General features: G+C 60.3%; 13 protein-coding genes. 10 read left to right on the top strand and 3 right to left on the bottom strand.

Translation table 11 applies throughout. The features are described from left to right. Positions 1–3: 3 nt before the first annotated feature. From HU765_RS04490 to HU765_RS04465, 6 genes are all read left to right on the top strand, one after another. A complete protein-coding gene (locus tag HU765_RS04490) occupies positions 4–1,620 on the top strand; it encodes an acyl-CoA carboxylase subunit beta (protein ID WP_186619186.1) in 1,617 nt (538 codons plus the stop codon). A 30-nt stretch (positions 1,621–1,650) separates the two neighbouring features. After that, positions 1,651–2,808, top strand: coding sequence for a citronellyl-CoA dehydrogenase (atuD, locus tag HU765_RS04485; protein WP_186619185.1), 1,158 nt, complete (start codon positions 1,651–1,653; stop codon positions 2,806–2,808). Further along, the gene (locus HU765_RS04480; RefSeq protein WP_186619184.1) at positions 2,805–3,602 is read left to right on the top strand and encodes an enoyl-CoA hydratase-related protein; all 798 of its coding nucleotides are present in this window, start codon (positions 2,805–2,807) and stop codon (positions 3,600–3,602) included. Before atuD ends, HU765_RS04480 begins: the two co-directional genes overlap by 4 nt. Positions 3,603–3,791: 189 nt before the next feature. Then, on the top strand, positions 3,792–5,753 hold the full coding sequence (locus HU765_RS04475) for an acetyl/propionyl/methylcrotonyl-CoA carboxylase subunit alpha (RefSeq protein WP_186619183.1): 1,962 nt from the start codon (positions 3,792–3,794) through the stop codon (positions 5,751–5,753). Between the two features lie 69 nt (positions 5,754–5,822). Further along, positions 5,823–6,365, top strand: coding sequence for an exonuclease domain-containing protein (locus tag HU765_RS04470; protein ID WP_186619182.1), 543 nt, complete (start codon positions 5,823–5,825; stop codon positions 6,363–6,365). A 70-nt stretch (positions 6,366–6,435) separates the two neighbouring features. Further along, positions 6,436–6,720, top strand: coding sequence for a pyrimidine/purine nucleoside phosphorylase (locus tag HU765_RS04465; RefSeq protein ID WP_007940055.1), 285 nt, complete (start codon positions 6,436–6,438; stop codon positions 6,718–6,720). A 68-nt stretch (positions 6,721–6,788) separates the two neighbouring features. Here the strand turns inward: HU765_RS04465 and HU765_RS04460 are convergent, their stop codons facing one another. Then, a complete protein-coding gene (locus tag HU765_RS04460; protein WP_186547130.1) occupies positions 6,789–7,595 on the bottom strand; it encodes an MOSC domain-containing protein in 807 nt (268 codons plus the stop codon). A 166-nt stretch (positions 7,596–7,761) separates the two neighbouring features. Further along, entirely contained in the window at positions 7,762–8,697 is a 936-nt protein-coding gene (locus HU765_RS04455; protein WP_186547129.1) for a chemotaxis protein CheV, read from the bottom strand. Between the two features lie 452 nt (positions 8,698–9,149). On the opposite strand from HU765_RS04455, the gene HU765_RS04450 reads away from it, so the two are divergent. The 3 genes from HU765_RS04450 (at position 9,150) to HU765_RS04440 (ending at position 11,655) form a co-directional block, all read left to right on the top strand. After that, positions 9,150–9,620 (top strand): hypothetical protein, encoded by a 471-nt coding sequence (locus HU765_RS04450; protein WP_186619181.1) that lies wholly within the window; start codon positions 9,150–9,152, stop codon positions 9,618–9,620. A gap of 485 nt (positions 9,621–10,105) precedes the next feature. Continuing rightward, a complete protein-coding gene (locus HU765_RS04445; protein WP_186619219.1) occupies positions 10,106–10,999 on the top strand; it encodes a sensor histidine kinase in 894 nt (297 codons plus the stop codon). Further along, positions 10,996–11,655, top strand: coding sequence for a response regulator transcription factor (locus tag HU765_RS04440; RefSeq protein WP_186619180.1), 660 nt, complete (start codon positions 10,996–10,998; stop codon positions 11,653–11,655). Before HU765_RS04445 ends, HU765_RS04440 begins: the two co-directional genes overlap by 4 nt. On the opposite strand, the gene yegS is transcribed toward HU765_RS04440, so the two are convergent. Further along, complete coding sequence (gene yegS / locus HU765_RS04435) at positions 11,639–12,556, bottom strand: lipid kinase YegS (RefSeq protein WP_186619179.1); 918 nt, start codon at positions 12,554–12,556, stop codon at positions 11,639–11,641. The genes HU765_RS04440 and yegS overlap by 17 nt on opposite strands. Positions 12,557–12,870: 314 nt before the next feature. Here yegS and HU765_RS04430 point away from each other — a divergent pair, with 314 nt between their 5' ends. Then, a complete protein-coding gene (locus HU765_RS04430; protein ID WP_186547125.1) occupies positions 12,871–13,179 on the top strand; it encodes a hypothetical protein in 309 nt (102 codons plus the stop codon). Positions 13,180–13,219: the final 40 nt, after the last annotated feature.

The raw sequence follows: 13,219 nt of genomic DNA, 5'->3' as shown, positions 1-13,219 counted from the left end.
GCCATGGCGCACCTACAGTCGCAACTCGACCCGCACAGTGACGCGTTCGCGCGCAATCGCGCGGCCATGCTGGCGGCCATCGAGCAGGTGCAACAGCTGGAACGGAACCTGCTGGGCAAGGCCGCCGAAGCCAAAGCCAAATTCGACAAGCGCGGACAATTGTTGCCCCGCGAACGCCTGAACCTGTTGCTCGACCCCGGCGCGCCGTTCCTCGAACTGGCCAGCCTCGCCGGCTACAAGTTGCACGACGACAAAGACGGCAGCGCGGCCGGCGGCGGCCTGATCGCCGGCATCGGCTATGTGTCCGGCGTGCGCGTGATGGTGGTGGCGAACAACAGCGCGATCAAGGGCGGCACCATCTCGCCAAGCGGGTTGAAAAAATCCCTGCGCCTGCAACAGATCGCCCTGGAAAACAAACTGCCAGTGATCACCCTCGCCGAAAGCGGCGGTGCCAACCTTAATTACGCGGCGGAAATTTTCGTCGAAGGCGCGCGCAGCTTTGCCAATCAGGCGCGGATGTCGGCCCAGGGCCTGCCGCAGATTACCGTGGTGCACGGCTCGGCCACGGCGGGCGGCGCCTACCAACCGGGGCTGTCGGATTACGTGGTGGTGGTGCGCGGCAAGGCCAAGCTGTTCCTCGCCGGCCCGCCACTGCTCAAAGCGGCGACCGGCGAAATCGCCACCGACGAAGAACTCGGGGGCGCCGAGATGCACGCGCAGGTCGCCGGCACTGCTGAATACCTGGCTGAAAACGACGCTGACGGCATACGTCAGGTACGCGACATCATGCGCATGCTGCCATGGAACGAACAATTGCCATGGCGCGCGCAGCCGCCATACAAAGAGCCGCTCTACCCTATCGACGAGCTGCTCGGCCTGATCCCCGATGACCCGAAAAAACCGTATGACGTGCGCGAAATCATCGCACGCATCGCCGACGAATCGTGCTTCCTCGAATTCAAAGGCGAGTTCGATCAGCAGACGATTTGCGGCCACTTGAAAATTCAGGGCCGCGCCTGCGGCTTCATTGGCAACAACGGGCCGATCACCCCCAACGGTGCGAGCAAGGCAGCGCAGTTCATTCAACTGTGCGACCAGAGCCAGACGCCGCTGCTGTTTTTTCACAACACCACAGGCTTCATGGTCGGCACCGAATCGGAACAGCAAGGCGTGATCAAACACGGCTCGAAGCTGATTCAGGCCGTGGCCAACGCGCGGGTGGCGAAACTGACGATCATCGTCGGCGGTTCCTACGGGGCTGGCAATTACGCGATGTGCGGACGCGGTCTCGATCCACGCTTCATCTTCGCCTGGCCGAACAGCCGCACAGCGGTGATGGGCGGCGCTCAGGCCGGCAAGGTGCTGCGCATCGTTACCGAAGCCAAACAGCTCAAGGACGGCCAGGTGCCGGACCCGAAAATGCTCGACATGCTGGAGCAAATGACCGCGCAAAAACTCGACAGCCAATCCACCGCGCTCTACGGCAGCGCCAACCTGTGGGACGACGGCCTGATCGATCCGCGCGACACCCGCACCCTGCTCGGCTATTTGCTGGATATCTGCCACGAAGCCGACCTTCGTAAGCTGCAACCCAACAGCTTCGGCGTCAGCCGCTTCTGAGCGCCACGGATCCTACGGAGAACAACAATAATGATCTTCACCCCGGAACACGAAGCCTTGCGCCGCACCGTCCGCCAGTTCGTCGAACATGAGATCAACCCGCACGTCGATGAGTGGGAGAAAGCCGGGCGCTTTCCCATCCACGAGATTTTCCGCAAGGCTGGCGATCTGGGCCTGCTGGGTATTTCCAAACCGGAAAAATTTGGCGGCATGGGCCTCGATTACAGCTATTCGATCGTGGCTGCCGAAGAGTTCGGCACCATCCATTGCGGCGGCATTCCGATGTCGATCGGCGTGCAGACCGACATGTGCACACCCGCGCTGGCCCGTTTCGGCTCCGATGAACTGCGCGAAGAATTCCTGCGCCCGGCAATCAGCGGCGAGCAGGTGGGTTGCATCGGCGTTTCCGAAGTCGGCGCCGGCTCCGATGTCGCCGGGCTGAAAACCACCGCGCGCAAGGACGGTGACGACTACGTGATCAACGGCAGCAAAATGTGGATCACCAATTCGCCGAGCGCCGACTTCATCTGCCTGCTGGCCAACACCTCGGACGACAAACCGCACATCAACAAGTCGCTGATCATGGTGCCGATGAACACGCCGGGGATCAGCCTCGGCTCGCACCTGGACAAACTCGGCATGCGCAGTTCCGAAACCGCGCAGGTGTTCTTCGACGACGTGCGCGTGCCTCAACGCAATCGCATCGGCCACGAAGGCGCAGGCTTCATGATGCAAATGCTGCAGTTTCAGGAAGAACGCCTGTTCGGCGCGGCAAACATGATCAAGGGCCTGGAATATTGCATCGACAGCACCATCGAGTACTGCAAGGAGCGCAAGACCTTCGGTAACGCGCTGATCGACAATCAGGTCATCCACTTTCGCCTCGCCGAACTGCAGACTGAAATCGAATGCCTGCGCGCGCTGGTCTACCAGGCCACCGAGCAGTACATCAAAGGCCAGGACGTGACGCGGCTGGCGTCGATGGCCAAGCTAAAGGCCGGACGCCTGGGCCGTGAAGTCAGTGACAGCTGCCTGCAATATTGGGGCGGCATGGGCTTCATGTGGGACAACCCGGTGGCCCGCGCCTATCGCGACGTGCGGCTGGTGTCGATCGGCGGCGGCGCTGACGAAATCATGCTGGGGATCATCTGCAAATTGATGGGCATCCTGCCGGGGAAAAAGAAATGAGCCACCTGCCCGAGTGCCAGACGCTGCTGCTGGAACTGCACGGCGGCGTCTTGCACATCACCCTCAATCGCCCGGACAGCCGCAACGCGATGAGCCTGCAAATGGTCGGCGAATTGCGTGCGCTGCTGGCCGCGGTACGCGATGACCGTGCGGTGCGGGCCTTGGTGCTCAGCGGTGCCGGTGGGCATTTCTGCGCTGGCGGCGACCTCAAGGACATGGCCAACGCTCGGGCCCAGGGCGCGGAGGCTTACCGCGAGTTGAACCGCGCCTTCGGGGCCTTGCTCGAAGAAGCCCAGCACGCCGCACAAGTGCTGATCTGCGTGTTGCAAGGCGCCGTGCTGGGCGGCGGTTTGGGTCTGGCCTGCGTCAGCGATATCGCTCTCGCCGATCACCAGGCGCAGTTCGGTTTGCCGGAAACCAGCCTGGGGCTGATCCCGGCGCAAATCGCACCGTTTGTGGTGCAACGCATCGGGCTGACCGAAACCCGGCGACTGGCGCTGACCGCTGCGCGATTCGATGGCGCTGAGGCGCTGCGTTTGGGGCTGGTGCATTTCGTTGAACAGGATGCCCAGGCACTGGCAGAACGACTGGATGAGGTGTTGCAACAGGTGCTGCGCTGCGCACCTGAAGCGAACGCCACGACCAAGGCCTTGCTGCTGGCAAGCGCCGGGCAGCCGTCGAGTGAGTTGCTTGATGAGGCGGCTCAGCGGTTCAGCGCGGCGGTGACTGGCGCCGAAGGTGTGGAGGGAACCATGGCTTTTGTGCAAAAGCGTAAACCGCGGTGGGCCACCTGAAAGCTTCGCGAGCAAGCCCGCTCCCACATTTGGAATGCATTCCCCTGTAGGTTCACCGCCAACACCCAAGGGAAACCCACCATGCCCACCCTTAAGCAAATCCCGGCTTGAAATGCATTCTAAATGTGGGAGCGAGCCTGCTCGCGAAGAGGCCTGCACATTCACCGCCAACCCTTCAGGAAACCCACCATGCCCGCCATTCACAAAATCCTGATCGCCAACCGCGGTGAAATCGCCTGCCGCATCCAGCGTACCGCCCAGGCCCTCGGCTATCGCACCGTCGCCGTGTTCAGCGACGCCGACGCCGATGCGCTGCACGTGCAAATGGCCGATCAGGCCGTGCACATCGGCTCGGCGCCGGTGCAGCAGTCCTATCTCAATATCGCAGCTATCCTCGACGCGGCCCTTCGCAGCGGGGCCGATGCCGTCCATCCTGGCTACGGTTTTCTCTCGGAAAACGCCGAGTTCGCCCGCGCCTGCAAAGACGCCGGCCTGACATTCATCGGCCCCAGCGTCGAAGCAATCGAACTGATGGGCAGCAAACGCCTGTCGAAAATCGCCATGCTTGCGGCGGGCGTGCCGTGCATCGCCGGTTATCAGGGCGCCGCGCAGGACGACGCCACTCTGCTGCGCGAGGCCGCACGCATCGGCTACCCGCTGATGATCAAGGCCAGCGCCGGCGGCGGCGGACGCGGCATGCGTCTGGTGCACGATGCCAGCGATCTGCCGGCGCAATTGCGCACCGCCCGATCGGAAGCCCTGAACGGATTCGGCAGCGACGAACTGATCCTTGAACAGGCGTTGATCGAACCGCGTCACGTCGAAGTGCAACTGTTCGGCGACCAGCACGGCAATCTGGTCTACCTCGGCGAACGCGACTGCTCGATCCAGCGCCGCCACCAGAAAGTCATCGAAGAAGCACCCTGCCCGGTGATGACCGCCGAGTTGCGTCAGGCCATGGGTGAGGCGGCGCTCAAGGCCGGTCGTGCGGTGGATTACGTCGGTGCCGGCACCGTGGAGTTTCTGCTCGACGCGCGCGGCCAGTTCTACTTTCTGGAAATGAATACGCGCTTGCAGGTCGAGCATCCAGTGACGGAAATGATCACAGGAACTGATCTGGTCGCCTGGCAACTGCTGGTTGCCGAAGGGCAGCCGCTGCCGCTGACTCAGGACGAGGTCCAGCTCACGGGTCACGCGATGGAGGTGCGCCTGTACGCAGAAGATCCTGCGCAGGACTTTCTGCCACAAACCGGTCGCATCACGGCGTGGACGCCGGCCGAGCAACACGGGGCGCGCATCGACCACGGTCTGCTTGAAGGCCAGTCGATCAGCCCGTTCTACGACCCGATGCTCGGCAAACTGATCGCCCACGGCGCCACCCGCGAAGAAGCGCGGCGCAAGCTGTTGCGCGCGGTGCAGGACACGGTACTGCTCGGCGTGCAAAGCAATCAACGATTACTCGAAAGCCTATTGCAACATCCGCAGTTCATCAGCGGACAGTTCAGCACCGCTTTCATCCAGCAACATTTTTCCAGCCATGCCTGTCTGAACGCCTATGTACCGACGGCAGAGCAACTGGCGACTGCCGTGGTGTTGTTCTATCAGGCCAGCGCCCTGCCCCATCGCCCGCCGCTGAATGGCTGGCGCAACAACGCCAGCGTGCCTTTGCACTATCGACTGGGCGGTGAAGAACAGGACTGGGCGCTGTCCGTGCTGGCGCGCCAATCCGGCGAATTCTCGGTGCAGGTCAGCGAACGCACGCTGATCGCAAAAGTCATCGAGCTCACCGCACAATCGATAACGCTGGACATCGACGGTTTGCGCCAACGCCACGCCTATCGTCTGGACGCCGAACAGCTTTGGCTGTTCACCCATCCGGGCAGCCTGCGCCTGGAGGATCGAACTCAGGCCGTGATCGGCAGTCAGAGCAGCGTCAGCTCCGGCACACTGAAAGCACCGATGGACGGCGCCATCGTCGACGTACTGGTCAGCGAAGGCAGTGCGGTCAGCAAAGGTCAGTTGCTGGTGGTGCTGGAGGCAATGAAAATGGAGCACCCGCTCAAGGCCGGGATCGACGGCGTGCTCAAGCGGGTGCAAGTCAAGGTCGGCGATCAGGTAAAAAATCGTCAGGTTCTGTTGCAGGTCGAGTAGTCGCCCGGACACCGGCGCGGGGTTTGACTACGCTCTGAACAATCAGAACGCGAAATCAGGAACCCTGCGATGCCACACTGGCTGGTCATAGATCTGGAAGCCACCACCGATGAAGGCGGCTGGCCGGTCACGGAAATGGAAATTATCGAGATCGGCGCCACGCTGGTCGATCGTGCCGGGCGCGAGCAGGATCACTTTCAGCGCTTCGTCAAACCGACACGGCGGCCTTTGCTTACCCCGTTCTGTCGTGAGCTGACGCACATCAGCCAGGCCAATATCGACGCCGCCCAGCCGCTGACCGAGGTCTGGCCGGCGTTCGAACGCTGGCTCGTGCAGCATCAGCCGCGCCTCGAGGGTTGGGCCAGTTGGGGCGATTACGACCGCAAGCAGTTGCTCCAGGAATGGCAGCGCTTGCAACTCGACAGCGGCTTGAGCAAAGTGCCGCACATGAACCTCAAACAGCGCTTCGCCAAGGCCCGCCGCCTCGACCGGCCACTGGGGCTCAACGGCGCTCTGCAACTGGCGGGCATGCAGTTCAGCGGTCAGCAGCATCGCGCCCTGGAAGATGCGCGCAACACGGCCCGGTTGTTGCCGCTGGTGCTGCCGCTATAGGCACGTGACGGCGCTAAACGCCTTGTGCATACTGGCCGCCCCCTTTTAAGCCCTTTTCGAGGAATCGCCCATGTTTAAAGTCAACGAGTACTTCGACGGCACCGTCAAGTCGATCGCCTTTGGCACCGCCGAGGGTCCAGCGACCATTGGCGTCATGGCCCCGGGCGAATACGAATTCGGCACCAGCCAGCGTGAAATCATGCACGTGGTGTCCGGCGCGCTGACGGTCAAACTGCCAGACAGCAGCGACTGGGAAACCTTCGCCGCCGGCAGCCAATTCAACGTACCGGCCAACAGCAAGTTTCAGTTGAAAGTGGCGGTCGACACCGCTTATCTGTGCGAATACCGCGGCTGATCCAGCCGTTTTGACCGCCAAAAAAATGCCCGTGTTCAGCAACACGGGCATTTTTGTTTCAGTGACAGTTATTCGAGAATTTCCACCGGCATGCCGACTTCCAGGCGACCATTGCCGTCGTTGACCAGATTCTGTCCGAACATCGCGCCATCGGCGGTTGTCCGGTACTTTTGCAATGTCGCGAAAGGCTCACGGTCGGCGCTACGCTCACCGGTTTGTGGGTCGACGGTGGTCATGATGCAACGCGAGCATGGCTTGACCACGCGAAACTCGATATCGCCGATGCGAATACGCTTCCAGCCGTCCTCTGCGTAAGCCGCGCTGCCTTCGATAACCAGATTCGGGCGAAAACGCAGCATCTCCAGCGGTCGCCCGACTTTTTCCGACAAGTCCTGCCGGGATGCTTCGCCGATCAATAACAATGGATAACCGTCTGCAAACGCCACTTGGTCGTCGTCCTTGCCGAAACCCGATTGTGTGGTTCGCGCCCGCTCCAACGGCATTTGTACCAGACGCGTCCGCTTGCCAAGAAAATCGCTGACGAAGCGCGCGGCTTCATCCCCGGCGTCCGGCACGCGCAGGGTGTCACGCCAGATCGTCACGCCACGCAGTTCGGCGTTGTCGTCAGGTAACGCAATCTCGATCGAACCTTGCTCAGGAGTGTTGAGGGTCAAGCCGCCACGGGCATTCCACAGGGCCGACAGCTGGCTCATCTTCGCTTCGGCACGCTGGGTCAAAAAGCGGCCGCTGGCCTCGTCCACCAGCATCCAGCGTCGATCCCCCGCCAACCCCAACTTGTCCAGTTCGATGCTTTGCAGCACTTCGCCCTTGCCGGATTTCAACGGGTAACGATAAAGCGCGCTGAGACGCAGCATGGCCAGCTTCCTTGATGGAAAAACGCCACCCTATACGAGCTTGATCAGGAATCAAAGAGCAATAACTGTAGGAGTGAGCCTGCTCGCGATAACGCTGTGTCAGGTAATGATTCGGGGCTGACACAGCGTTATCGCGAGCAGGCTCACTCCTACGATGGGTGTGTGATCAGGCCGGCACTGCGTCGAGCATCAGACGCTGGCGCACCACGTCGACCAGCTTGTCCGGCTGGAACTTGGAGAGGAAGTTGTCGCAACCGACCTTTTTCACCATCGAGTCGTTAAAGCTGCCCGACAGCGAGGTATGCAGCACCACATACAGACCACGCAGACGCGGGTCGTTACGGATTTCGGTGGTCAGGCGGTAGCCGTCCATTTCCGGCATTTCCGCGTCAGTGAAGATCATCAGCAGCTTGTCGGTCATGTGCACACCGGTATCGGCCCAGGCCTTGAGCATGTTCAGCGCTTTCAAGCCGTCGCTGGCGATGTGCATTTTCACCCCGAGCTGGCCGAGTGTGTCGCGCAGCTGCGAGAGCGCCACGTTGGAATCGTCCACCAGCAGCACTTCGCGACCACGGGCGCGCTCCAGCACCGGGTCGTCGAGTTTCTCGCGCGAGACCTTGGCATTGTACGGGACGATTTCAGCAAGGACTTTCTCGACGTCGATAATTTCCACCAACTGATCGTCGACCTTGCTGATCGCCGTCAGGTAGTGCTGACGGCCGGCACTGGCCGGTGGTGGCAGGATGGCTTCCCAGTTCATGTTGACGATGCGATCGACGCCGCCGACAAGAAATGCCTGAACCGAGCGGTTGTACTCGGTGACAATAATCGTGCTGTTGGGGCCCGGCACCAGCGGGCGCATGCCGATCGCCTGGGACAGGTCGATCACTGGCAGCGTCTGCCCGCGCAGGTTGACCACACCGCACACGAACGGGTGACGCTGAGGCATCAGCGTCAGTTTCGGCAGTTGCAGCACTTCCTGCACCTTGAACACGTTGATCGCGAACAATTGGCGTCCGGCGAGTCGAAACATGAGAATTTCCAGGCGATTCTCACCCACCAGTTGCGTGCGTTGGTCTACCGTGTCGAGAATGCCGGCCATCAATGACTCCTGGGCTTGTTCGGGTGAATTCATTAAGAAGGTTTATCGGCTGCCGGGCGCGAATCTTGATCGCACAAAAAACATCCGCAAAATGCCACAGGCGGGCATTGATGTCACATTAACATCATGCTTTACTGGCTCTCGTTATTTCATCTGCTACATTCAATGCGGCGCGACCTCAATTCGCACGTTAGGTTCCCGCGCCTAAGGGATTCCCCTACCCACAATCAGGCCCAACCTGATATTCGCAATATCCAATAGCCATTAATGTGACGCCATTCTCATTGCATGAACGGAGTCAGGCTATTGTGTGCGATCGCAGTTCAGTGGCAACACACCCCCTGGAACCCCTCAGTCTGTGCACCTGCACGTCTGGGCGCGATCTGCCGACGATTCACGATCGTCGCCACACACGGCATTCCCCCATCAGACATGACGTTGTGGAGATAAGCATGCCAATCGACCGCAAAGACTGGGCGCAACGCTTCCCCGAGTTTCTGGTCGAGGCCGAAGCGCTCCTTGCCAAAACCGAAGAATGCCTGAGCCACCTGCAACTGATCAGCAATGACAAGGACGCCATCGATTGCCTGCTCGCTACCCTGCTCAAACTGGCAAACCGGGCCGAAACGCTGGCGCTGGTGGCGATCTCCGAGTTCTGCCAACACCTGCACAGCGTGATCGACAGCGCGCGGGTCCGGATCGACCTGCACGAGCAGGCACTCGATGCCTTGAAGGATTGCCTCACACTGATGGCATGGCAGCTTGAGCTGGTCGACCAGCAGACCGGCCAACTGGATCTGGAAGAAAGCGAACAGGCCGCACTGATCGAAGCGTTCGCCTTCCAGATTGGTCAAGGCACCGTACAGCCGGCCCTGACGGGCAAACGTTTGCCCCAACTGGCTTTTTCCGAGCGTCAGGCCTGATCGAACTTCGGGCGGCTGATCGCGCACAGCCAATAGCTGAATGTCGTAATTGAATAGTTCATGCCCACCCGCGACACATCGATTCAAATAATCTCCCTTGGATACTGCAATTTTTTTCGCGCCGCCATCAGGGTTTGCCTGTCTATCAAGCGTGCGAATTCAGGCGTTATCGATAACTGCCCAACAGCCGCGTTCCGGCTTTTCCCAATTATGGAACTGACGTCCTCGATGGCGTGTTTTCTGCCCCATCGGACCTCTATCGCGTACGCGACCAACGGTATCTTAAGTGGTATTATGCCGCGCAGTCAGTGACCGCCCAGTTAGTGGCAAAGTGACGTCTATCATCGGCCTCAGCCGCAGTGGACAATCAACTACCGCTTACTGAGCCTTGTTGAATCAAGTAGCAGAATCGACAGTATTTCAGACAGAGATCGCCCGCCACCGGCCGGTCTGCCCGCAGCGAACATCCAGTGGCTCCATTCGTTATGTACGCCAGCCTCAAGTCATTCATCACATGGCCACCCTCCCGGGAAAATGCCCGTCGGATCACACTCATACTGTGCCTCGCGGCAGCGCTCGGCAGCCTGCTGACCTACGGTTTTTCTGCGCCAGTGAGCCTCGCCCTGCTGTTGCTCAATATCGCGGCCACAGCGTGCGTCTGGGTGCAATATCGCTTGTCGCGCAAGTCGATCAAGTTTCAGCCACAGGAACTGGCCGATCGTCTGCTTCAGGTTCAGGAGAACGAACGTCATCGGCTCAGCCGCGAATTGCATGACGATATCGGCCAGTTGCTGACCGCCGCCAAATTGCAAGGCGAATGGCTTAAACGGCGCCTGCCGCAAGACCTGCAGGAACAATGTACGGTGCTCTGCGACACGCTTGAAGAAACACTGAACAAGGTGCGCGACGTTTCGGCGATTCTCAATCCGCGTCAATTGACCAGCCTGGGTCTGGAAGCCAGCCTGCGTGCTCACCTGCTCAAGACACTGGCTAATACTTCGGTACACTGGAGCCTCGATTGCCAGCAGCGTCTGAACGGTATCCCGGAGGAAATGGCGGTCGCCGCTTTCCGTATCACCCAGGAAGCGGTGACCAATATCTTGCGTCATGCACAAGCGCAAAACCTGCTGGTGCGTGTTCAGCGACTGCCGCAAGGTCTGACGTTGCTGATCAGCGACGACGGGCTCGGGTTTGCCCCGGCAGCCAATCCGGGACGGGAAGGACAACGGGGCATGGCCGGGATGGCCGAGCGGATCGAACAGCTGGGCGGCACACTGAGCGTCACCAGCGAGCCGGGCAAAGGCACACAAATCGAAGCACTTTTCCCCTGGGCGCCCCGAGCACTCGAGCGGGCCAGTACGAATAAGGTTATGCGTTGACTTGTAACTTACTTCTGGTGGATGACCACTCGCTGATCAGGGCCGGCGTGCGCGCTCTGGTGCTGGATATTCCCGGTTACGCGGTAATCGGCGAAGCCAATGACGGCTCGCAACTGCTCGAAATGGTCGAGCAACTGAGTCCCGACATCGTGTTGCTCGATATCTCGATGAGGGAAACCGGCGGTCTGGAAGCCCTGCAACGCCTCAAGCGGGTCCGCCCGCAGAGCAAGGTCCTGATCCTTTCCATGCACACCGACCCGGCCCTGATCATGCAGGCGCTGGAGTCCGGCGCCCATGGCTACCTGCTCAAGGACACCACTGCCACCGAGCTTGAACACGCGCTGGAAGCCCTGCGCAACAACGAGCGCTACCTGAGCCCGGCCATCGCTCACACCGTGATCAACCAGGCACTGACCCGCAATCAGAAAAACCAGCCGGAAGTTGCCGAGTCGCACAACCTGACAGCGCGCCAGCTGGAAATCCTCAGGCTGATCGTCCGGGGCAAATCCACCCGCGAAATCGCCAATGGCCTGGGGCTGAGCATCAAGACCGTCGAGACCCACCGTTCGCAGATCATGAAGCGCCTGCAAATCTACGATGTGGCCGGCCTGGTGTTGTTCGCCGTGCGCGAGCAGATCATCAGCCTTGATGACTGATTGACGCCGACCGCGCCAGAAGCGGCGAATGCTTGGGCAAATGCACCTGCAAGGCCGCCGGCCGCGCCGCAAACCTCAGGCTATTGCCCTCCAGCGGCTCACCGTCGAGATTGATGTACAGCCCTTCCGCCACCTTGATCTCGACCCAGGGCAGCCGCGCCCGCACAAACATACTGTCGATACCGAAACCTTCCGTGAGCAGATTCTTCAACGTGCCAACCAGCTCCTGCGGGGCCGGCAGAATACTGATGTCCAGCAGCCCGTCATCCACCTGCGCATCGGGGCACAGGACATGCCCGCCTCCGGCCTGGCGACCATTGCCGATGCCCAATGCCAGCAGCTCGCCTTCCCATTGGAAATCCGGCCCCTGCAATTCGCCATAGGCGGCATGCAACTCGCTGAATCGGGACAAACCCGTGAACAGATAGGCCGCACCGCCCAAGACTTTTTTCAAATCTTCCGAGGTATTGGCGGTGACCTGACTGCCGAATCCACCGGTGGCCATATTGAGGAAAATCTGTCCGCCCACTTCGCCCAGATCGATGTCACTGGGCGGCGTATCGAGCAGCTCCAGGGCCTCGGCAGGCTCCAGCGAAATACCGGCGGCACGACAAAAGTCATTGGCAGTCCCCAGCGGCAGCAGGACCAGGCTGGCTTGGCGTGGGTGCATGGCCAGGGCTTCGGCAATATCGCGCAAGGTGCCATCGCCACCGCCGGCAATGATGTGCGTGTATCCAGCTGCCAGGGCTTCTTCCACCAGGCGCTTGGCATCCCCGGCCTCCCAGGTCAGCCGAACCGCCAGCTCCCAACCCCGCTCGCGCCGGTCCAGTACGGCTGCACGAACAGCCTCGTTGAGTGCCTGCTTGCCATGCAGAATCAACAGTGCCCGGCGCTCACTCATAACGTCACTCCCAGAATTGATACGGTTGAATCATCTTGACCACCGCGACGCGCAAAAAAGCCGTCAGCGTCTCAATAAATTCGCCTGTCCGGCTGCAGCGTCCTACACGATGGTACTTTTTCTTACGAAACATGAGGAATCGGCTCAATTGACCCGGCATAAGCATTAGGTCAACGTGTGCCGGCAGTATCGTTTTTCAATCCAACAACACAAGGATGTGCAGGTAATGAGCAGATACGCCCCGAGGGCTGATGACCGTTCGCCAGATGGACCAAACAGCAAGCGTTCACTTGAAATAGCCGGTGGATGTTTCCATGCAAAGTCATGAAGCCAGAATACCAGTGAGTCCGGTCGCCGCCCTCGCCGAAAGTCGCGCAAGTCATCAGTCGGACTTCAATAAAAGCGCCAAGACCCCTGGAGAAATCGAAATGGAACCTCGTGTCACCGAGCTGGAAACCCACCTCAAATATATCCGCCGGGACATGGACGAAGTTCGCAACGATGTCAAAACGATCAAGCATCGACTGGCCTACTCGGCGGGTGCGACGACGATCGTGCTGGGGTTGCTGGGTTGGGTCGCCAATAGCCGATTCGACCAGTTGGTGTCACTGATCAGCAATTGACTCAACGTTTTTTACACGCGCCAGCTTTATCAGCCGACGC

This window comes from Pseudomonas sp. SWRI81 (genome assembly GCF_014268545.1).
GTDB classification, from domain to species: Bacteria; Pseudomonadota; Gammaproteobacteria; order Pseudomonadales; family Pseudomonadaceae; genus Aquipseudomonas; species Aquipseudomonas hamedanensis.
Note: the sequence above shows the minus strand (reverse complement) of the source record. Positions and strands in the feature narration are given on the sequence as shown.